The following is a 20629-nucleotide window of genomic DNA, read 5'->3' as shown; positions in this document are numbered from 1 at the left end:
CACATATATATGATGTCATATATAGATTTGTATTGGTAAAAATGCAAAAAGAACCTAAGCACGCACAATTCTTAGGTTCAAAATTTTAAGCATGATGGTCTACATGCCATCAATTCATATCCGAATACAAATTAGAGTAATTCACAAGCATCGTCAAAAAGCCCAACCCGACAAATACAAAAAATTCCATCATGTCCCAATGATAAAGATTCGGAAGCACAATGTACACCGCACCAATGAAAAAGCAGACCCAGTTCTGCCATACTTTCTTGCCTGATTTGCCAAGAGCCAGCAACGAGCATATGAACTGCAAACCGCCAAGGATGCCGCAGGCAAGCAAAGCATTCGTTTGATCAGCAAAGCCGAAAACCCATGGGGTCACTAGGAACCAGACACCTAGACATGCGGATAATAGATTTTTGAAGGTCATCCCCATTCCACCTCCCAACTACTGGATGTTATAGTATATGCAAACGCTTCCAATAATGTGTTCATATAAAAGGCCCACCAATTCGAATGAATATTCGAACTCTGTCGCATACTCATTTCATCTATTGGGATTAATTGTAATGGACAGATGTTAGAGTTATCCGATATAAACGTTATAAACCTATGAATTTCTCTAATAACTTCATGATACCCGGAGGCTGCTTGATGCTCAAAAATTCATCTTTGCGCTTTAAATTGCTGGCAACTCTTATTCTAATTACCTCCATTTCACTTTCACTTGTAGGTACTGCGAATTATATGCTCTCCAAAAATAAACTCATCCGCCAAATGGAAGACCAATCGATTTCATCCGTCATCAATTCAGCCCGAAATTTGCACGATTTTTTGTCCATTCGTTTAGCGGAAGTAGAGTTGATTAGTCGCACCAGCGTGATGAAAAAGGGGTCGATGGCTGAGCAGCTGGATTTTTTGAGAGGAGAAATGAAAACAGGAGCCGGACGTTTTTACAACATGGGCGTTGCCGATCTAACGGGCCGGCTAACCTTAACATCAGGTCAATCGCTGGATATCTCGGGGACTCGCCGATTCGAGGAGGCTTTGCTTGGCAAAACCTTTATTTCCGATCCTCGTTTTGGGAGAGTGACCAACAAGTATTTGTTTTCCATTTCCGCACCTGTCTTTAATGAAAATAATGTCATTACCAGCATTATTGTTATTTCCATGGATGCGGATCAAACATTTCGCCGGCACCTCCACCCGCCTAGCGAATTCTATAAAACGTTCATTATTAACAAAGAAGGACTCATGCTCAATAATACCGATCCTTCAGAGACGCTATTGTCGAATATTCTTACGAAATATCCGGATTTTGCGCCTAAATTTAACGAGGCGATCACGAAAGACTCGGGAATCATTAACGATGTTTACGACGGCCAACGGGTACATATGTTTTATGCCCGCATACCGCAATCGGATTGGTACCTTGCTTATTTAACGCCTGTAGCTGCTTTTGAAGCTCCAACGAGCCCATTGCTATGGTCCACAGTCGGCCTTCTGATACTGACCGAGCTTGTATTGTCGGGACTCATTTATTGGGCTTCCAATTCCATGTTCATCACACGTATTCAGCAGATTCTCCAGGTCACGGAAGCCGTCGCCGATGGAGACTTCTATATGAAGCCCCTTACCTTCAATAGCAATGATGAGCTCGGTGCGCTAGCCCACTCTGTGAACGGGATGATAGAGAATTTACGAGAGCTTTTTGAACCGTTTAATGCTTTCATTCATCATAATCAATATGCCATGATCGTTACAGATCCTTTGTTTACAGTGAATCATTTCAATAGGCGCGCTGAAGAAATGTTGGGGTATACCTACGCTGAAGTATATAAGAAAGCCACCCCCTTGCTTTGGTCGGATCCTGAGCAGTTGAACCAGCGAGCCGCTCAATATTCAGCGGAACTTCAAGAGAACATTCCCGCAGACTGTACGGCTCTTGTGATACGAACCATTCGTCACCTCAAAGAGGATACAGAGTGGATCTGGCATCATAAAGAGGGGGGCCGGATCTTTGTGCAGGCCAACGCCAGCATCATTACACATCCTGACGGCGGCCTGAAAGGCTATGTATTTATTGCCCGCGATATCAGTGGTATCAAAGAAAGCATGGAGACGAAAGAGCGGTTGTTATCCATTGTAGAAAATGCACATGATTCGATTATTACTTTCAATAAAGACGGAAACATCTTCTATATGAATCATATGGCTAGACGATTCGTCGGTCTCGTCGATCAACAGACGGAATACGAACATTTCAGCAATATTGTTGATTTTCATAGCGACAGCAACTTGGATGAGGGGCTGGCTATCGCAACCGAGCAAGGCTTCTGGGAATTCGAGGCAGAGGTAACGACCAAGGACAACAGAAAGATTTTCACTTCACTGACGATTGTCCCTCATTGCCCTGCAGACGGTGGAGAATGCTACTATTCAGCCATTTCCAGAGATATTACGGATCAGGTGCGCGTGAAGGAGGAGCTCATCCACGCCAAACAGGAAGCAGATGAAGCGAATCTGGCCAAAGGCATTTTCCTTGCCAGGATGAGTCACGAAATCAGAACGCCGCTCAATGGGATCATCGGGCTATCGTACTTGATGGAGCGAACAAGCATGACGCCTCTGCAGAAAGATTATATGAATAAAATATCGGCTTCCTCGCAATCTCTTGCTAAAATCATCAATGATATTCTGGACTTCTCCAAGCTGGATGCGAACAAGCTGACCATTGAGCATGTCGCTTTCGAGTTGGATGAAACCATTGATCGTGTCAGCGAGACGCTCAGCGTGCTGCTTGGCCACAAGCCGATTGACTTTGTTTGCCAGATCAATGAAGATGTACCGCTGTCTTTGATTGGCGATCCGCTCCGCATGTATCAGGTGCTGCTGAATCTGACGAGCAATGCGGTTAAATTTACGGAGCAAGGCACGATAACGCTTCGTGTAGAAGTCGAGCAAATGAGCGGAGAGGAAGTCCGGCTCGCCATCAGCATTATTGATACAGGCCTCGGCATGCGTGAGGATCAACTGGCGCAGCTGTTCCAACCTTTTGTTCAAGTGGATGGTTCGACCAGCCGGAAATATGGAGGAACGGGTCTTGGACTTGTTATATCCAAAAATTTGATTGAGAATATGAACGGTACGATTGAGGTATGGAGTGCTCCAAACCTTGGCAGCGAATTTCGGATCTCCATCCCTTTCACGATATCGGGAGCACCCCTGACCCACATAAAGAAACTCCCCCTCCGGGCGCTGGTTGTTGAGGATCATCCGACTTTGCATCATGTGCTTGTCCGCCACCTGCACAGCATGTGCGATCAAGCAGCGGGGGTATATTCATGGAAAGAGGCACGTGAGAGAACGGAGATTGAACCCTTCGATGTTCTTTTGCTCGATATGGAAGCTCCCGATATGTATGGTGAAGAGGTATGGCTGGATATGTTGCATCATTGCGTTAATAGACAGATCCTTACTATTATATGCACAACACTGCCGGGACGGGATGCGCTGGAGCGGTTCCCCCGTAATAAGGCGCCTGACGCCATCATGGTCAAGCCGATCTCATCCAGAGTGCTTTATCAGACATTGAAGGAGCTGACGAATAGGCCCGAAACGGGCGCAGCCGCGAAGCTGACAATGAGCCAAAGGGCGGAATTCAAAAGAACGCATCGGATACTGCTTGTTGAAGATAATGAAGTTAATCAGACCGTCGCCCGATCGCTATTGGAGAACGACAATTGTTTAGTCGATGTTGCAGTAAACGGTTTCGAAGCATTGAATCGGTTACAGAACGAGTCTTATGACTTGATTTTGATGGATATTCATATGCCTGAGCTGGATGGAATTGAGACCACGATGCGAATACGCCAAAATCCCGCGTGGCGACATATCCCTATCATAGCCGTTACGGCAGACTCCACTTTGGAGCAGCGCAAAGCTTGCATGAGGGCTGGTATGAACGATACTGTATCTAAGCCGATTATTCCGGAGCGTTTATTCGAGGTTGTAGACCGGTATTTGCAAGAAGAGAGCAAAGCGAAGGTTCATGGACTCGATATTGAACAAGCGCTAGTTCGATTTGGCGGCAAATCCGTTCTGTATGATCAAATGCTCCGCAAGTTTTACGAGCAATATGCAGATGCCATCGAACATCTGGAGAGCTTAATTGCGCTTGAAAACTATTCGGGAGCCATTCATTTCACGCACACGCTGCGCGGGGCTTCAAGCAACCTGTCGGCGGGCCGGGTTTATAAGTCAGCGACGATATTGGAAGAGACACTTACGAGCGCACTTGAATCACCCGAAGATACTGGCCCGGCTATGCTTCACCCCAAGCTGCAGGCTGTTGCGGACGCATTGCAGGAAGTTTTTCACACCATTGAAAAACGGCCGTTTGATTGAAAGTTGTGCCGATTTATGTCACTATATGCTTATGCAACAATCCAGTTTGCAATTTAATCGAGAAAGGTGAGACTTTGAGCTGCGCTCAAAGATCCCTATAATAGGTGGTTAACATTTATGACAGCAGCAGATTCTCCATATCGCATATTGTTGTATTATAAATTTGTGACGGTCGATAACCCGGAAGCTTTGGCCAAAGAACATTTGGCTTATTGCAAAAAGCTCGGCGTCAAAGGACGCATTCTCATTGCGCCCGAGGGCATTAACGGTACCCTCTCCGGCACAGCCCGACAAACCGAGGCCTACATGAGCATGATGCGCCAAATTCCGCTTTTCAAGGACATGGTCTTCAAAATAGATGAGAGCGAGAAGCACGCGTTCCAGAAAATTTTTGTCCGTCCCAAAAAAGAGCTCGTTACGTTCCGTCTTGAAGAGGACGTGAACCCGAACGACTTGACGGGTACCCATTTGAAGCCGAAGGAATTCTATGAGAAGCTGCAGCAGGAAGATGTCATTGTGCTCGATGGCCGCAACAATTACGAATTCGATATCGGCCATTTCCGCGGCGCCATTCGTCCTGAAGTCGAGTCGACCAAAGAATTCCCTGAGTGGATTCGCAATAACCTGCAAGAATATAAGGATAAGCCTATTCTTACTTACTGCACGGGCGGTATCCGCTGCGAGAAGCTGTCCGGTTTCCTGCTGAAGGAAGGTTTCAAGGAAGTGTACCAACTCGATGGCGGGATTGTTACGTATGGCAAAGATCCCGAGGTACAGGGCCGCCTGTTCGACGGCAAATGCTACGTCTTCGATGAGCGGATTTCCGTGCCGATCAACCGTACGGATGAAGATGTCATCGTCGGACATTGCTACCATTGCGGCAAACCGGAAGACCGCTACATCAACTGCGCGAACGACTACTGCCACTTGCAGCATATTTGCTGCGAGGAATGTGAGGAGGAGCATAACCGCTTCTGCTCCAAAGAATGCGAGGAAGCAACGCTAGCCCGCCTGGAAGCATGAGTAATCCGCGGAATAAAATATGAAAAAAGAGGGTTCTCTTTAAGTCCTGCCGACTTTGGAGAAACCTCTTTTTTTGATCTCGTCAAGCCAAATTGTTCACAATTTGATCTGTCAGCGGATATACAAGCTCTTCTTCCAGCGTAATATGTTTGAGCAAAATGAGGCAGGCAGTTACTAACTCTGAGGTCATCAGCTGCAGAAATTCCAAATCTATCGGCACTTTCATTCCATTCACGCCATCCACATAAGATTGGACGACCCTTTTGGCCAAATCATGATCTTGTTCTAAAACCGTAATCGAGCGCGAAATGGAGAGTGCCGTGGTCGGATGAAGGTAGGTATGCAGCCTTGGAAACAGCTCCTGTTCTTCCCACTCGGAATGCTGCTCCAACTCTTCTATTAGTGAAAGAATGCGATCCTGCAGCTCAATGAGCCTGCACATCCCTATTGAGCAATCCTCAAGGGAGAACAGGGATACAGCTGTCATTCGGATATCTGCCAGCTGATTCCGCATCTGCCGATGCTCTTCCTTCCATCGCTCCACGATCGCCGGGAAGGGTATCCCCCATTCAGCATACTCCCTATTCGATTGAATGCTCAAACGGTATTCCATTCGACTTCCTCCTTTGTTATCAGTTTACTGTACGCAACGTTATCAATATATGCGCTACAGGTAGACCTACATGCGAAGGAAATGAAAAGGATTTGCGTTCGCGTATGGGCGATCCCTTCAAAAATATGCTCCATATCTTCCTTCACATGGACCCAACCCCCCATTGCAATCACATCATGTGTTATTTTATATAACATTTATTATTCAACAATTTATAGGTGTTTTCGGCACAAAGCAAGATAAATTTACAAAATATACAGATTTTTTTGTGATATCGTACAAAACACAAACTGAACTTATTCAATAATTTAAGTAAGATATATTGACATAATTTTCTGAAATATCTAAAATGAAATAAAGTTAGTATTTTCCACACGTTCATGTGAGATTTGTTATCATCAAAAAGAACTTAGATCGGAAAGGAGGCCTGGTTTCTGCTTCGGGCCCACGATCAACCGCTGCTTCCGAATGCAAACTCATGAAACCAGGGAGCTGCGATGTCCAAACCTGTTAATCTGGTCTCCACCCCGTATGATCCCAGTCCTTATTTTGACGAAATGTTTATGAGCTCCTACACGGTCAGAACGCATTATCAGAATGTATATCGCCAGTTTATGGCTATGAAAGCAGGCAACCTGAATAAACGCCAGTCCGCCACCATGAAACGAATGATGGAAGAAGGCATCACATTCACCTTGTACAGCCCCGATCAAGCAGAGGCTTTAGAACGAACCATTCCATTTGATCCTATACCTCGCATCATCCCGAAAGAAGAGTGGCTGCGGCTTGAGCGCGGACTCCACCAGCGCGTCAAAGCGCTTAATATGTTTATCAAAGATATTTATCACAACCAGGAAATTTTGAAAGAAGGCATTATCCCTCGTAAAATGGTGCTGTCAAACCGCTATTTTCGGCCCGAAATGATGCGTTTATCCGTACCTAATGATGTATATATTACCGTTTCAGGCATCGACTTGATTCGCAATGAACAGGGTGAATACTTCGTACTGGAAGATAATCTTCGCTCACCCTCCGGCTTCTCCTACTTGTACAAAAGCCGTTCGATCATGACGCATTTATTCCCTGAACTCGTCTTCAGTCATACGATCCAGGATATTGAGCAAAGCTTGAATGTATTTCTGTCCGCCTTACGAAGGCTGAGCCCTTCCGGCAAACCCGACCCCGTCATTGGTTTATTAACGCCAGGCTGCTACAACTCCGCCTATTTCGAACATACGTTCCTTGCCCAGCAAATGGGCATCGAATTGGTGGAAGGCCATGATTTGACGGTCATCGATCATAAGGTTTATATCCGCGGCATCAACGGTCTCCGCCAGATTGACGTCATTTATCGAAGGATCGACGATGATTTCCTTGACCCGCTTGCCTTCAATCCGACCTCGATGCTAGGCGTTGCCGGCATTATGAACGCCTACCGTGCCGGCAATGTCAATATCGTGAATGCACCCGGGACAGGTGTCGCCGACGACAAAGCCATTTATGCCTATGTGCCGGAGATGATTCGTTACTATTGCAATGAGGAGCCCATTTTGAACAATGTCCCTACCTATGTGCTTTCCAGACCTGAGGAGAGGGAACATGTGCTTGGGCGCTTAGGTGAAATGGTCGTCAAAGAGACCTCGCTGTCCGGAGGCTACGGCATGCTGATCGGCCCTTCCGCAACGGAGCAGGAGATCGAAGATTTTGCACAAAAAATTATTGCAAATCCAGATCGTTATATCGCACAGCCTACCATTCAGCTGTCGCGAGCTCCTGTTATGCTTGACGGACGAATGGCGCCACGCCATATCGATCTTCGCGCTTTTGTCATTACAGGCGAGAAGACGCAGGTGATCCCCGGCGGGCTTACGCGTGTCGCTCTCAAGGAAGGATCGCTTGTCGTGAACTCCTCGCAAGGCGGAGGGTGCAAAGATACTTGGGTCATTAGTTAAGAAGAATAGAATCAAGGAGGCAAGCGGAATATGGTTATGATGGGTCGTACAGCGGAAGCTTTATTCTGGATCGGTCGGTATGCGGAACGAACGGAAAACCACGCACGTTTAATCGATGTGTATTACCACATCCGCGAGGAAAAAGAGAGCGGCGGTCAGTCCTGGAGCCGATTAATCGATACGATCGGTGATCGCACCGTGTTCGCAGAGCAATACGGCAGTTTCACCGAGCAGCACGTTCTGCAGTATATTACGCTCGACAAAAACAATTCGAATTCGCTGCTAGCCTGCACGAACCATGCCAGGACCAACCTCCGCAACATTCGGGAAAAAATGCCCGGAGAGCTCTGGGATATTCTCAACGGCTTGTATTTGTGGCTAAAAGAAAAAGAAGTCCGCGATATTACCACGGACTCCCCCCATCTCTTCTTCCGATTTATTCGCGACTCGTTGTCTATGTTTCAAGGTGCGGCCACCTCAGTCATGCCGAGGGAGAATGAATGGTTTTTCGTCGAGACCGGACGTTATCTGGAACGTGCCGAAAATCTGCTCCGCTTGCTGCAATCGCTGTGCAATGATTATGCCCGAGAAGAACTTTGCTCGTATCCGCTCATGCTTTCCGTGCTGAAATCGGTGAGCGGTTATGAAGCTTTCCGCCGGCAATATGCAGATACGGTAAGCCTGGGTCATATCGTTAAATTCCTTATGCTCAGCGAGTCGTTTCCCCGCTCCGTCAGTTACTCGTTCAGCGCGCTGGAAAGCTCGCTCCGCTCGATTGAGGAGGACGAACCGGATTTGAACGAGGCCGTGCAAAAGCTTGCCAAGCTGGCCGGCAAAGTAAAGGCCAACCTCGCCTGTATGGATGATGACGATATTTTGTCCGGCAAGCTCGAAATGACCCTGCATGCGCTTCTAGAATCTTGCAGCCATATGGGCTTGCGCATGTCCAAAATCTTTTTTCCCTCGCGGGAGGAGGTTAGCGCATGAAGCTCGAGATCACGCATATTACACGCTACGCCTACGAGGATTCGGTGAAGGACAGTGTCAATGAAATTCGATTGACGCCCCGTACGAACTACCGCCAGTCCTGCTACCATCACGCCATCGTGACCGAGCCGGTTTCCTCCTTGTTTACGTATGAGGATTTCTTCCATAATCGTGTTCATGCGTTTACCGTCAATAAACAACACCGTGAACTAACAATCAAAATGGTGTCAACCGTCGTAACCCACGACAACGATAACATCCCTTCCTCTGAAGCTTCACCATATGAGGAGAAATCGTTGAGGCTCAGCGATGCTTTTCAAAATCAATATGCCGAGTATTTGCTACCCACAGCTTATACCGAACTGACGCCTGAACTCAAGGCGTACGCGGATGCGATTCCTGATGGTGATCTAAATATGCATGAGTTGCTAAATCATATTTGCAAGACCATCCACCGGGATTTCACATATGATCCCATGGCCACCTCCGTTCAGACCACGGTTGGCGAAATGCTGCAGATCAAGCGCGGTGTCTGCCAGGACTACTCACACTTCATGATCGCAATCTGCCGCGACAAGGGCATCCCCGCCCGTTATGTGAGCGGCTACCATTTCGTCGGCGATCTGCAGGGAGGCAGCGCGGATTTCACCCAAGCCTCCCATGCCTGGGTAGAGTGTCTCATCCCCGGAAGCGGCTGGTTCGGCTACGATCCGACGAACAATTGCGAAGTCAATTGGCGCTATGTCAAGTTGGGGCACGGCCGGGATTATAACGATATCGTGCCCGTCAAGGGCGTTTATCGGGGGACCGGCGAGCAAGAGCTTGAGGTGTTCGTTGACGTTCGTTTGATTGAATAGGTGAAAGCCAAGCCGCTTGTTCCAAAGTCGAGCTTGGCTTCCTTTTTTCATCCTTTTATACTGAAATCCGTATGGTGCGATTGAGTTTCCTTGACATGTTTAAGCTGCCCCACAATCATAAAGCTGACTATCACAAGCAATGACCATGAACTGATTTTTCCGATCGATACCAAGCTCCATCCCGCTTCTTGATTCGGATATTGCCATGCGCCAAGCAGCGTTGCGATATTCTCGGCAATCCAGATGAAGAAGCCGATTAACAGAAAGGAAGCGATCAGCGGCATGCGGTACTGCTCCTTTCCGACTTTAAAATGGACCCAAGTGCGGAAGTAAAGAACGAAGAGCAGCAAGGTTAACACCCATCTGAAATCATAGATGTAGTGATGCGTCATGAAATTCAGGTAGATTGCCGCCCCAAGCGGAATCGTCCATAACGACCGCGGCCAGCCTTCAAGACGGACCTGCAATCTTCGCCACGCCTGACATAAATAACTCGCCACACTTGCATACATAAATCCGCTGTATAGCGGCACACCTCCGATTTTGGTCCAAGCCTCCTGAGGATATTGCCACGACCCCATATGCACCTTAAACAACTCTAATCCCAAACCAATGACATGGAACAGACAAATCACTTTAAGCTCATCCCAAGTCTCCAGCTTGCTCCAAAGCATGAAAATCTGAATAGCGATGCAAACAAGCAGGATCAAGTCATATCTTGGTATGTACGGCACGTGAACAACTTTAAGAACGGCTAATGTAAGAAAGATGAGAGCCGGAAACAAGCACGAAAGTGCTTCTAAATAAGCAAACCGGAACAATTGACGAATGGCATGCATGAATGAACCTCCTATTGATACTATGGTGACTAATACCCAAGTCCATTATAGCTTCTTTTTATTGAGGTTGTTTAAAGTAAATAAAAGGGATTGGAGTTCATATGTGGAATATTATGTATGGAATAAGATTATGTTCGACCATTTGGAATGAATAAGGAGGTAAAACGGATGAAATCGACGGGAATCGTAAGAAAAGTAGACGAACTAGGTCGAATCGTACTCCCTATTGAGCTGCGGCGCACATTGCGTATTGAAATTGGGGACGCGATTGAGGTTTATGTGGATCCGGAGCGCATTACGCTCAAAAAGTACAATCCAGCCTGCGTATTTTGCGGCAATTTTGATAATATGACCTATTTCAAAGGAAAGCTCGTTTGCAATACCTGCATCGAGGAGATCGTATAGCCTCTATGAATGAAAAAGCCTCTGTTCCTTGGAACTGCTCGGATAGCAGCTCATAAAGGATAGAGGCTTATTTTTGTTTTGACTTTAACGTTGCGGTATATAAGAAAGTCCGATCGAGATCAAAATGCCACTGACTGCAATCCAAAACAAGTATGAACGGTATACTCTTCGCAAGCTCTTGTCCTGACGCTCGATGACGGCTTTCTTTCTCGAGCTGCTCCCTTGCGTTTCCCCGTCCGTTTCATCTGTAACCTGCGTACGCCAATTTATAAACTGAAAGCCAATTCCGCTTATGATCACGGAAATCATCAGTAATATTAAAGACCCCATAAATAGCTTGTCCGATATGGATTGCCACATGCCGCTTTCGACCTCTCTGTCCGCCAAAATAATAAATCGCTCTTATTATACTGCAAACCGCCATATAAAAACATAAAAGCCTCAACCGGTGAGAGAGTCAGTTGAGGCTTTTTCTTTTTAGCTGGCGATTTCGGCCAGTGCTTTTTTCAATTTCGTTACGTTGAGACCTAAAATTTTGTGCTCGCCAATAACCGTCACCGGCAAAGACATCAGCCCCATATCATGAAGCTCTTGGCCGAACTGATCGTTCAGATCAATGTTTCTTTCTTCGTAAGCGACATTTTGCTCGGTCAAATACTTTTTCAATTGCTGGCAATAAGGACAATTTGTGCTGGAATAAACAACTACATTAGACATTGAAATTCATCTCCTCTATGAAATAATTATTTGTACTGCGGGATCAATTGCGACCGCTTATTAATAAACTTGTCGACCGCCATCGCGGCAATCGCACCGTCAGCGGCGGCAACTACGGCTTGTTTGACCGGTGTTCGTCTGACTTCTCCAGCGCCGAACACGCCTAGTACCGGAGATTGCATAGAGCTGTCAAGTACCATGAACCCTTCCTCGTCCAGCGGAACTTGATCCTGAAGGAAATCCGTTCCTGGCTTGCTGCCGGATAAGAAAATGAACACCCCGTCTACCGCCAGAACCTCTTCACCGCCGGATGCCGTGCGAATTTTCAGTCCCTGCACGTGCTGCTCGCCAACGACTTCCAACGCTTTTGTTTTATAGAGAAGCTCAGTATTCGGAAGCTCCGGCACATGGTGTACCCCCTGCAGCTCCGGCCGCGGTACAACGAAATATATCTTCTCCGTAAACTTCGTGAGCGCATGAGCTTCCTCCAACGCTTCCTCGGAATCGCCGATCACAGCAACCGTTTTCCCTTCGAAAAAGGCGCCATCGCACGTAGCACACGTGCTCACTCCACGCCCTAATAAATTCTCCTCGCCCGGAAGCATCCGGTTGCGGCCTTTTGAGCCCGTGGCAATAATGATAGACTTTCCTTCATAGATTCCGTCGGCTGTAAAAACATACTTCGTATCGCCTTCCACATCAACCGCCGTAATGGTCGTTTGAATGAACTCTGCTCCGAAACCCTTAGCCTGTTCGCGCATCGTGTCCAGCAATTCTTTGCCGGATAGCTCGCCAATGACGCCAGGATAGTTCGCTATTTTGTGCGTAATCGCCAGTGCTCCTGTATTGGGAGCTTTATCAATGACGAGCGTCTTTAAATTTCCTCTTGCTGTATATATCGCTGCCGATGCTCCGGCAGGCCCCGCTCCAACAATGATGACATCATACATAGGTGCTCGACACTCCCCTTTTCATACAAGTTCATTCTCAAGAACGAGTAATGCATGTCCACTGAGAATTCATATCAGATAATAATTATTATAAATAAATGAAGTTTAAAGTCAATGCTTTTTTATAATTATTATAATTAAATTAGCGACAACAAAATACCAACAATCATTACAAAGGCATCATTCAGCGACATGAATATCCCCCAATAATAAACCCTTTGTTTGACAAGAGCGTTTTCCTATTTCCCGTAGCCGAAGGCTTTATATCAGCGTTACTGAGCGAAAGCTTGCTACAACTCATTTGCTCGTCTTTCTCAATCATTCATATCCATTTCACTCAACACGATATGTATGATTCAATGCTAGGTTTAAAAAATTTTAAAAATACGGAGAACCCCATACAGGCAAGGGTTTAGCGGGTTTTTCCGAATCATACAAAAGTAGATTGTGTATGATTCGAATTCGAATTTTAAACAACCATTTCGCTAGACATTATTTAGTGTAAAATATAATTTTCAGGAACATAGTTGTTTGAAATAATATTGAAAAAAAACAGCGGCGGAATAAGACTTGAAAAAAATAATGTCTTAGGCTGCCGCCGCTGCTGTTTATTTAACTAACGTTTCCGTTAGTTAAAATCTCGTGTTATAAAACTTATTCAATCCCGTATTTATCATAAAGCTCCTTGATTAATTCATCTCTTTTATCTTTACCAACTAAAATCCATGTTTCTTGTTGGTATCTAGTTGTAATGAGAGTCTTTGCTATTTCTATCCTTATATTCTTACCAAGATGGGTAAAGCCCCCAATAATAAGCAAAACTGAAATTCCTACAATAATTTTTACGATAAGTTTAATTTTTTTAATTTTTTTAATTTTTATTACTGCCCTCCCCCTTTACTTATTAAACGAAACCGATCATTTTTTGTTCCATTTTTCTGACCGTTACTTTAATGAATCAAAGAAAGAGCTGCTCCAATGCAGCTCCTGCGCTATAGTATCCTTTAGCTTAATTCATCAAGCCTACATAGATAAGTGAAACGCTAAATAGCTTGCTTCATTAGCGTGATTATTGTTTTTTACTTTTGAACTTTTCAACCAGTTTTAGAAACTCAGGTGTCGTCTTTATACTAACAATACCAAGATCCTTGGGTAGATTTTCATCCTCTACTATTTGAAAACTTAGGATAAACTCCGAGAATGAATTTGCTACTAAGTAAACATTATTCCATAATTCTTCTTCTGAGGGGTCGAAGTGTTCTTTGTCATGATCCCAAAGGAAAATTTTTCCCCATACATCCTCAGTAACTCCAATGCAAAGTTGATCTCCACCTGTAATATCCGCAAATGGTATCATGCTTCCAGGCATTCGCCCTAGATAGCGTTCGATATTAGTAATTAAATCGTTATTATCATTTTGCAAGTTATAAAAATACCCCATTCTCCCTCGTTCGTCGTGCTTTGGAATGTTGGTTAATTGTGAATAGCTTATTTGATGGTTATAGTTTATTCTTCCATATGTCAAAAGAAATTCTTTATAATCTTGAGGCAAGTGAAACCCATATTTCTGCTCAAATGAAATAATTAAATTATCAGAGTGAATACCACTTTCACTAGTGATACCTACCTCTAATAATTTCTGTTTTACCTTTTCAAAACTACTCTGCATCTTTATTCACTCCACCCATATATAGACACGTTTACTGGAAATATCTTACCACATATTACTTATACTTAACTACGTTATCCTCCCTCTATGGAGAATCACTTAGCTCTTAAATGCTCTCGTTTTCTCAGAATTAGACCATAATTGCTTCTTAGCAGATAACTTTTTAGTGGAATTAAGTTGTAGCTAAAGAAATATATGGGTATGCAGAGGTGCAAAAAGCTCTCCACTTAAACCACCTGCTGTAAATTGTGGTTACTGTGGTAAAGTATGATTGCACCTTTGGATCTCCAATGTACTCAGAAGATGTGATTTGATTAATTCGTTCATTTTGAGTAGAATGTCCTTGGTTTGTTTTTTGGATCCGGTCGCCCGCCAGCTCTGGGATCCATAACCATCATACCAAGGAGCTTTTTTGTTTCTCAAACCTCGTATTTCTTCATAATAGGAATGCTGCCCGTTTGTTCAACGACAAAGTAGACTGCCGTGGCAGTCTGCCTGATTTTACTATTGTATCCGTTAGGTTAACGAACTGGTTGAATTGCTGCGTAATAAGCTAGTAAACGTTTTACTCTTTCCCCATCCGAAAACTTTACTACAAATTCTTTGTCCGCTCCTGCACCTAATACCTCAATAATTTGACCTACTCCATATTTAGGATGTTGGATCTCATCATTGACTCCAATTGACTCAATAAATCTTTGTTGCTCATCAGGGATATTGATTTCAGATACACCAAAATCTTGTTTCAGACATTCAGGCGGTTGTGGATATTTATTTTCGTCATTGCAGTAGTATTCGCCCTCATCCCCTTGAACCCGAGCATCTAATCTATTTGCAATGTCAATCAATAGGCCAATCACCCTTTCGTCAGCGCCGCATACCGTAATCCTGCCTTGCTGATAAAAAAAGGGAATCCCCTTATAAGTATGAAAAAGGTCTGATACTCGCTCTAACTCTTCCTCAGTTATAGGATTTTTTTCGCTGTCAACCCAATGATCTGCCTTGGTAATATGAATATCATAACTCATAATAATATCACGTCCTCTAAATCCGCCGATAATCGCGGCAGCCCTGTCACTTAGTCATTTTTGTGCATACTGAATCAGTTCTCAGTTCGTCAAATCATTAAAATTATCTATGTAATAGCCATCCGATTTCCTATCTTTATCAGATCTCTCTAATAGTTCTTGCAATGTACCCTTTGCATCACCAAACCTTCTTATAAGATCAGCTTTATAATATTCCATGTTATGACCTTCAAAAACATAATCTAACGCACCGTAACTATCCCCGGTATATATTGCGAAGTCACAGCAAAAGTAATCAGCAATTTCTTTACATATACTTCTAATTTCTAATTGCAATTCTGGACTTTTTAAAAAACTATACCATCTAAAACATGGATTAAATTCACACATATATTTATTAAATATAAAGTCAAAACCGCCAGGACCGCCAATTACAATTGGATCGAATGGACCAAAGTTAATTGATTCGATTATACGTTGACGATTTAATGACCATTCTCTTCTTAAGTGAGGGTTATGTTCATTCACTTCTAATATGCATTGAACAATCTTAGGAAACCTAACTTCTTTAATGAGTTCTTCTTTAAACTGCTGTATAGACTTAAAATCAAAAGAATGTTTAAACGCTGCAGAGAAATTAACTCCCAAACATCTCACTTCCCAAAGAATAGATTCAAGTTAAATTAAGTATATCATCATTTTTGATGCAACAGCATTGGAAGTATACTGCCAGTTAGCTTAATGAAGCACGTGCTATATCTATCGAATCATTTAAAAAGACATTGTGTATGATTCGTTTTTTCACTATCACGGCACGAGCGATGTTTTACATTCAGCTAATATAATTCATATTCGATAGGCCGACCCATGAAGAGTCTCAATTTTTCAAAATCTTTATACTATTAAATATAAGTTGTTCAAAATAATGGGATTTTCATGTCGTTAGCATTTATTTGGGGTAATTTCCTGTCGCAAAAAAAATGACAAGAAAATCCCGCAAACATTAAGAAGCCTTGATATATCAAGGCTTCTTAATAGGGAACTTTTTGTCGTTGTACTACAACGACAAGAAAATATACCCATTAGCGACATGAAAATTCCAACATCATAAAAAAGATTACTATTCACGACAAGAAATTCCCGACAATCAAGAAAACTGAGATTTTCCACGACATAAAAATCACAATAATAGAAGAAATGCATGTATATCTAGTGCTATATGCTGGAAATAAATATTTCCAGAAACTCATTTGAAATCTGACGTATATTACTTACCATGGCATTCAACACTACCCGATGCTTCTGCTTCTCAAACTTTCAAACTCTCGAACTCATTCGATGTGGTCGTGTGTTGGTTGACCGTAACAACGCCTGCCAGGCTGGTCGAGAATGATGCCGTTTCGTTCCCACGTCTGCAGATCATCGGAACGGTACACGCCCTGCCCGCGCCACTCGTCTGTAATCATCCAATTATAGCCGCCCAAGCGGAAAACGTTCGGTCCTTCGTGGGAACGATCGGTAATGACCGGTCCCGTAACCTGCCAATGGCAGAGATCGCTGCTGCATACGTATGAGAGTGATGGCCCTCATCCTTGTACCACATCCGGAAGCTCCGTTATTTTTTTATCCATTAAAGACTTCCATTATTTTTTTATCCAATGTATATTTTGGTACACCCTTTCTTCTCGGAAATAGGTATAATGAAACGTACAGCAAAGAGTTAATAATCAGGAGTTGAAAGTATGCGTAAGATTCCTGTTACACGTGACGGAAAAAAAGGCTCGGAAACGATACTTATATCTTCTGAAGATGTTGTTAAATTGGATTTCATTCGAAAACACGAATACCTCGTCCATACTTTAGATGAAGTGTTTTATTATTCAAATTCACCGGATGCTTTCGAGGAATGGTTGTACGAAGACGGATTTCGTTTAATCGATCAAAACAATTTGGTCAACATGAACTATATCACCCAGTATGATACGGTCAAAGGAACTGTTTATTTAGGCACTCCAGATAACCAGCGGCAAAAATCAGCTTCCGCAGCCCGGATCCACCGGGAACATATTCTTAATGTCATGGAAATGCTCCGAATCGCTAGCAGCGAACAGGAGAGCAGCGCCTCCCGCGGCAGCGATTTTCGAGATAAACTAAGGGATGTTATTCCGTTAAATGATGACGATCAGTTCCACCGGTCCTATGCCATGATCCAAGCTATTTATGAGCGTACACGTGCTGAGAAACTGCTGGAACAAAGTGAGCAACGTTACAAGTCGCTTTACGAAAACAACCCGGACGGGATTTGTTCCTTTGATATTGAAGGCAACTTTATCAGCGTCAACCCGGCTGCAGAGCGGATTACCGGCTATCCGGCGGACGAGTTGATGCAGAAGTCCATGAAACAAATTATTGTTCCGGAAGCTTTCGAGCAGTGGCAGCAGTCTTTTATGAAAGCCGTGCGTGGTGGTACGGATATTTATCGGATTTCGTTTCTTCATAAACTTGGACATCCCGTTCCTCTCAGTTTGCTTACCGTACCTATTGTCGTTGATGATGATATCGCTGGTGTGTATGTCATATTCAAGGATATATCGGAGGAAAAAAGAGCCGAAGAATTGCTGATCAAGTCGGAAAAGCTTTCGGTGGTCGGCCAGCTTGCCGCGGGCGTCGCACATGAAATTCGTAATCCGCTTACATCACTCAAAGGCTTCGTTCAACTGCTGAAAAGTAAAACAAGCGAACACGACTTCTATTACGATATCATGCTGTCCGAATTGGAACGAATCAACTTCATTGTCAGTGAATTTCTGGTCATTGCCAAACCACAGGCCGTCTATTTTCAGCCTAAGGAATTGAAAGATATTTTGGCAAACACCATCATCCTTCTGAATTCGCAGGCGACGATGAAAAACGTTACGATTCAGAGCCGAATGGACAAGCAAGTCCCTCCGATTCTTTGTGATGAAAATCAAATCAAACAAGTATGTATCAATATTCTGACGAACTCGATCGATGCGATGCCTGGTGGCGGGGATATCACTGTGGAAATCCATCCAAACGGCGATGGTGAAATCGCTTTAATATTCACCGACACCGGTTCCGGTATTCCGGAAGACCGGATCCCTCGGCTAGGAGAGCCATTCTATACGACCAAGGAGAAAGGGACGGGCCTTGGGCTCATGGTCAGCTACCGAATCATTGAAAACCATCATGGCCGCATCAACATCCAAAGCCGTTTGAACCTGGGAACCATTGTTGAGATCATTTTGCCAACGTATGAGGAAAACAAAAAGCCTCCTTATCAATGAGGCTTTTTGGCATTTGAATTATTTGGTAGAGGTCGAATAAACGCCTGGAATCGTACCAGTTGTCGGATAAACTCCGCCACCGTATGGCGGATAGTATGGGTAAGGCGGGTATGGATATTGATAAGGCGGAGTCGGAGGATACGGATAATTCCATAGGTAGGGCGGAATCACCCAAGGAAATACGCCATCCAATCCATATCCATATTTCGGATACCAGCCATGACCATGCCAGGGTCCGTGACCATAGCCATAACCCGGGCCGTGTCCAGGTCCTGGGCCGCCACCATGGTAAACGCCCGTTTGCGGGCGTAGCTCTTGCTCTACTGGTTTCGTCATCTTCGGAATCACTCGCATTTCTATATGGTTTATTTGCCTAGTGTACTGTATGTGTGCTGGTGCCCAATTGGTGAATACTCCTATAGAAAATGGGCATTTACCCCAGTCCACATTAGTCCCCTCGACCTTTCCACATATCACTGAGTCCGACGAAAAACACCACAATGGTCATTACTACAATAAATCGAAAATCCCACGAGTTAGGAAACTCATTCACTTGTATCCCTAAAGCCCTTAATACCAGAACAAACGACAGCAAAACCATATCAAAGAACATGCAATAGGCCATTCTCGCCGAAAGCTTTTGAAGTGGAAGCTTATCCATGAATTTACTAAACTCAAACATTTCCAACCATTTTCCAGGAACAATAGACCGTTTCGGGGGGGATTTGTCCGCTGGTCGGTCAGCGGTCGGTTTTTGCTCTTCCGGCATCTTGCTTACCGCTAATGCGCACACTTTCTTGCGCATCCAACCACATAAGAATAGCACCGCTTAGACTGATTCCCGTTATGAATATCCCCCCCAAAGGTGATAACACCTCCACCTGCCAAGTCAACATAAACGCTAGAAAACTCACTGAAAACAAAATAAACGATCCTATCTTTTTCATTAAGCTCCCCAATCTCATCCATTGCACCTCCCTTACTTCTTGAGTTCATATAGTATATGAGAGATTGATAGATTTGGTGATAGAGAAAGACCATTCCTTTTCTAAGGGGAGGAATTTCATTGCTGTCTCACTATCTCTTGCAGGTAGTTCTTCCATCTAAAGAAAATTTCTTCATTAAGTGTTTGATAATAGTCGTGAGAAACATACGTACCATTCATAATGATACCGCGATAAGACATAAAACCCTATACTGCATTTGACTTAGGTATAAGATTTATTAATATTTGAAGTGTTTTCTTACACATATGGAGAATATAATCTAATCTTTAAGTTAATCTTTTATACACTTCTTTTTTTGATGTTACATATTCTCACTGTGATCTTAATTAGTAGGGCAAACCGGATTAATTTTTATTGTAAAAATCAACAAACATAATTTCAATTGACTTTCACCACATCTTTCTTTCAGCCAGTTGGTTAATTTCTGTTGGGAGATAATTGAACTGTATAGAATTCGAAAATTTCTATTAATCAATATACCTAAAATAAAAGAAAATACCCTCTAAGATAGATATTTAGAGGGTATTTTCTTCATATTAATTTGTTGTAACTGTTACCACATTGGAATTTCCTGCATTAGAGCCACCAGTAACCACTAATTTAAAATCAAAAGTAGTTGCTGTCGTTAAGCCTGTTACAGTTGCCGCTGTTGAGCTTTGATCCAATGCTGCGGATGTAGCGGAATCCGTCCAGGTTGTTCCGCCATCTGTAGATTGTTGCACCTTAACTGCTGTTGCTCCCGTTGGCGCTGTAAAACTAAATGCTGCCGTTGTATCCGTTTTGCTTGTGTTTGCCAAGTCAGAGATCGGCGTTACCGTTGCATCTGTTGTTACATCTACTACGTTAGAGTTTCCTGCCTTAGATCCG

At 43.9% G+C, this 20629-nt stretch carries 22 protein-coding genes; 7 read left to right on the top strand and 15 right to left on the bottom strand.

What is annotated here, in order from left to right; translation table 11 throughout:
* Positions 1 to 109 precede the first annotated feature (109 nt).
* The gene (locus ICC18_RS20945; RefSeq protein WP_188176411.1) at positions 110 to 430 is read right to left on the bottom strand and encodes an SPW repeat protein; all 321 of its coding nucleotides are present in this window, start codon (positions 428 to 430) and stop codon (positions 110 to 112) included.
* A gap of 224 nt (positions 431 to 654) precedes the next feature.
* Between ICC18_RS20945 and ICC18_RS20940 the strand changes: the two genes are divergently transcribed.
* Positions 655 to 4407 carry a response regulator gene (locus tag ICC18_RS20940; protein ID WP_188176410.1) on the top strand — a complete coding sequence of 1251 codons (3753 nt, stop codon included), beginning with the start codon at positions 655 to 657 and terminating at the stop codon, positions 4405 to 4407.
* Between the two features lie 117 nt (positions 4408 to 4524).
* Positions 4525 to 5430 carry an oxygen-dependent tRNA uridine(34) hydroxylase TrhO gene (gene trhO / locus ICC18_RS20935; RefSeq protein WP_188176409.1) on the top strand — a complete coding sequence of 302 codons (906 nt, stop codon included), beginning with the start codon at positions 4525 to 4527 and terminating at the stop codon, positions 5428 to 5430.
* A gap of 82 nt (positions 5431 to 5512) precedes the next feature.
* Here the strand turns inward: trhO and ICC18_RS20930 are convergent, their stop codons facing one another.
* Entirely contained in the window at positions 5513 to 6043 is a 531-nt protein-coding gene (locus ICC18_RS20930; RefSeq protein WP_188176408.1) for a hemerythrin domain-containing protein, read from the bottom strand.
* Positions 6044 to 6540: 497 nt separating this feature from the next.
* Here ICC18_RS20930 and ICC18_RS20925 point away from each other — a divergent pair, with 497 nt between their 5' ends.
* Genes ICC18_RS20925 through ICC18_RS20915 form a run of 3 tightly spaced genes read left to right on the top strand, consistent with a single transcriptional unit; the run spans position 6541 to position 9839 of the window.
* On the top strand, positions 6541 to 7995 hold the full coding sequence (locus tag ICC18_RS20925) for a circularly permuted type 2 ATP-grasp protein (RefSeq protein WP_188176407.1): 1455 nt from the start codon (positions 6541 to 6543) through the stop codon (positions 7993 to 7995).
* A gap of 30 nt (positions 7996 to 8025) precedes the next feature.
* The gene (locus tag ICC18_RS20920; RefSeq protein WP_223192738.1) at positions 8026 to 8982 is read left to right on the top strand and encodes an alpha-E domain-containing protein; all 957 of its coding nucleotides are present in this window, start codon (positions 8026 to 8028) and stop codon (positions 8980 to 8982) included.
* Positions 8979 to 9839, top strand: a complete 861-nt coding sequence (locus ICC18_RS20915; RefSeq protein ID WP_188176406.1) for a transglutaminase family protein — start codon at positions 8979 to 8981, stop codon at positions 9837 to 9839. Before ICC18_RS20920 ends, ICC18_RS20915 begins: the two co-directional genes overlap by 4 nt.
* A 47-nt stretch (positions 9840 to 9886) precedes the next feature.
* Here the strand turns inward: ICC18_RS20915 and ICC18_RS20910 are convergent, their stop codons facing one another.
* On the bottom strand, positions 9887 to 10678 hold the full coding sequence (locus tag ICC18_RS20910) for a DUF817 domain-containing protein (RefSeq protein ID WP_188176405.1): 792 nt from the start codon (positions 10676 to 10678) through the stop codon (positions 9887 to 9889).
* A gap of 168 nt (positions 10679 to 10846) precedes the next feature.
* On the opposite strand from ICC18_RS20910, the gene ICC18_RS20905 reads away from it, so the two are divergent.
* Positions 10847 to 11083: an AbrB/MazE/SpoVT family DNA-binding domain-containing protein gene (locus ICC18_RS20905; protein ID WP_188176404.1), complete on the top strand. Its 237-nt coding sequence runs from the start codon at positions 10847 to 10849 to the stop codon at positions 11081 to 11083.
* Positions 11084 to 11167: 84 nt separating this feature from the next.
* Here ICC18_RS20905 and ICC18_RS20900 read toward each other — a convergent pair whose 3' ends face one another.
* The 8 genes from ICC18_RS20900 to ICC18_RS33870 form a co-directional block, all read right to left on the bottom strand.
* On the bottom strand, positions 11168 to 11470 hold the full coding sequence (locus ICC18_RS20900; protein ID WP_188176403.1) for a hypothetical protein: 303 nt from the start codon (positions 11468 to 11470) through the stop codon (positions 11168 to 11170).
* Positions 11471 to 11560: 90 nt separating this feature from the next.
* Positions 11561 to 11800 carry a glutaredoxin family protein gene (locus ICC18_RS20895; protein ID WP_188176402.1) on the bottom strand — a complete coding sequence of 80 codons (240 nt, stop codon included), beginning with the start codon at positions 11798 to 11800 and terminating at the stop codon, positions 11561 to 11563.
* 26 nt (positions 11801 to 11826) lie between these two features.
* Positions 11827 to 12750: an FAD-dependent oxidoreductase gene (locus ICC18_RS20890; RefSeq protein ID WP_188176401.1), complete on the bottom strand. Its 924-nt coding sequence runs from the start codon at positions 12748 to 12750 to the stop codon at positions 11827 to 11829.
* A 654-nt stretch (positions 12751 to 13404) separates the two neighbouring features.
* The gene (locus tag ICC18_RS20885; protein ID WP_188176400.1) at positions 13405 to 13569 is read right to left on the bottom strand and encodes a hypothetical protein; all 165 of its coding nucleotides are present in this window, start codon (positions 13567 to 13569) and stop codon (positions 13405 to 13407) included.
* Between the two features lie 250 nt (positions 13570 to 13819).
* Positions 13820 to 14419 (bottom strand): SMI1/KNR4 family protein, encoded by a 600-nt coding sequence (locus ICC18_RS20880; protein ID WP_188176399.1) that lies wholly within the window; start codon positions 14417 to 14419, stop codon positions 13820 to 13822.
* 521 nt (positions 14420 to 14940) lie between these two features.
* Positions 14941 to 15447: a hypothetical protein gene (locus ICC18_RS20875; protein ID WP_188176398.1), complete on the bottom strand. Its 507-nt coding sequence runs from the start codon at positions 15445 to 15447 to the stop codon at positions 14941 to 14943.
* A gap of 81 nt (positions 15448 to 15528) precedes the next feature.
* The gene (locus tag ICC18_RS20870; RefSeq protein WP_188176397.1) at positions 15529 to 16095 is read right to left on the bottom strand and encodes a hypothetical protein; all 567 of its coding nucleotides are present in this window, start codon (positions 16093 to 16095) and stop codon (positions 15529 to 15531) included.
* 683 nt (positions 16096 to 16778) lie between these two features.
* Positions 16779 to 16931 carry a hypothetical protein gene (locus ICC18_RS33870; protein WP_223192737.1) on the bottom strand — a complete coding sequence of 51 codons (153 nt, stop codon included), beginning with the start codon at positions 16929 to 16931 and terminating at the stop codon, positions 16779 to 16781.
* A gap of 258 nt (positions 16932 to 17189) precedes the next feature.
* On the opposite strand from ICC18_RS33870, the gene ICC18_RS20860 reads away from it, so the two are divergent.
* Positions 17190 to 18755, top strand: coding sequence for a PAS domain-containing sensor histidine kinase (locus tag ICC18_RS20860; protein WP_188176396.1), 1566 nt, complete (start codon positions 17190 to 17192; stop codon positions 18753 to 18755).
* 18 nt (positions 18756 to 18773) lie between these two features.
* On the opposite strand, the gene ICC18_RS20855 is transcribed toward ICC18_RS20860, so the two are convergent.
* From ICC18_RS20855 to ICC18_RS20840, 4 genes are all read right to left on the bottom strand, one after another.
* On the bottom strand, positions 18774 to 19091 hold the full coding sequence (locus ICC18_RS20855; protein ID WP_188176395.1) for a hypothetical protein: 318 nt from the start codon (positions 19089 to 19091) through the stop codon (positions 18774 to 18776).
* A 112-nt stretch (positions 19092 to 19203) separates the two neighbouring features.
* Complete coding sequence (locus ICC18_RS20850; protein ID WP_188176394.1) at positions 19204 to 19524, bottom strand: hypothetical protein; 321 nt, start codon at positions 19522 to 19524, stop codon at positions 19204 to 19206.
* Entirely contained in the window at positions 19496 to 19720 is a 225-nt protein-coding gene (locus ICC18_RS20845; protein ID WP_188176393.1) for a hypothetical protein, read from the bottom strand. Before ICC18_RS20845 ends, ICC18_RS20850 begins: the two co-directional genes overlap by 29 nt.
* 578 nt (positions 19721 to 20298) lie before the next feature.
* Positions 20299 to 20629, bottom strand: a 331-nt coding sequence (locus ICC18_RS20840; protein WP_223192736.1) for a hypothetical protein, incomplete at its 5' end; no start/stop codon positions are given.

It is taken from the genome of Paenibacillus sedimenti (assembly GCF_014534655.1).
GTDB lineage: Bacteria > Bacillota > Bacilli > Paenibacillales > NBRC-103111 > Paenibacillus_E > Paenibacillus_E sedimenti.
Note: the sequence above shows the minus strand (reverse complement) of the source record. Positions and strands in the feature narration are given on the sequence as shown.

Coding starts and splice junctions, on each gene's coding strand:
- ICC18_RS20875 (WP_188176398.1), bottom strand. CDS start 15,447: ATGAGTTATGATATTCATATTACCAAGGCAGATCATTGGGTTGACAGC.
- ICC18_RS20880 (WP_188176399.1), bottom strand. CDS start 14,419: ATGCAGAGTAGTTTTGAAAAGGTAAAACAGAAATTATTAGAGGTAGGT.
- ICC18_RS20895 (WP_188176402.1), bottom strand. CDS start 11,800: ATGTCTAATGTAGTTGTTTATTCCAGCACAAATTGTCCTTATTGCCAG.
- ICC18_RS20855 (WP_188176395.1), bottom strand. CDS start 19,091: ATGACGAAACCAGTAGAGCAAGAGCTACGCCCGCAAACGGGCGTTTAC.
- ICC18_RS20860 (WP_188176396.1), top strand. CDS start 17,190: ATGCGTAAGATTCCTGTTACACGTGACGGAAAAAAAGGCTCGGAAACG.
- ICC18_RS20930 (WP_188176408.1), bottom strand. CDS start 6,043: ATGGAATACCGTTTGAGCATTCAATCGAATAGGGAGTATGCTGAATGG.
- ICC18_RS20940 (WP_188176410.1), top strand. CDS start 655: ATGCTCAAAAATTCATCTTTGCGCTTTAAATTGCTGGCAACTCTTATT.
- ICC18_RS20945 (WP_188176411.1), bottom strand. CDS start 430: ATGACCTTCAAAAATCTATTATCCGCATGTCTAGGTGTCTGGTTCCTA.
- ICC18_RS20905 (WP_188176404.1), top strand. CDS start 10,847: ATGAAATCGACGGGAATCGTAAGAAAAGTAGACGAACTAGGTCGAATC.
- trhO (WP_188176409.1), top strand. CDS start 4,525: ATGACAGCAGCAGATTCTCCATATCGCATATTGTTGTATTATAAATTT.
- ICC18_RS20925 (WP_188176407.1), top strand. CDS start 6,541: ATGTCCAAACCTGTTAATCTGGTCTCCACCCCGTATGATCCCAGTCCT.
- ICC18_RS20915 (WP_188176406.1), top strand. CDS start 8,979: ATGAAGCTCGAGATCACGCATATTACACGCTACGCCTACGAGGATTCG.
- ICC18_RS20920 (WP_223192738.1), top strand. CDS start 8,026: ATGGTTATGATGGGTCGTACAGCGGAAGCTTTATTCTGGATCGGTCGG.
- ICC18_RS20850 (WP_188176394.1), bottom strand. CDS start 19,524: ATGCCGGAAGAGCAAAAACCGACCGCTGACCGACCAGCGGACAAATCC.
- ICC18_RS20845 (WP_188176393.1), bottom strand. CDS start 19,720: ATGAGATTGGGGAGCTTAATGAAAAAGATAGGATCGTTTATTTTGTTT.
- ICC18_RS20890 (WP_188176401.1), bottom strand. CDS start 12,750: ATGTATGATGTCATCATTGTTGGAGCGGGGCCTGCCGGAGCATCGGCA.
- ICC18_RS20910 (WP_188176405.1), bottom strand. CDS start 10,678: ATGCATGCCATTCGTCAATTGTTCCGGTTTGCTTATTTAGAAGCACTT.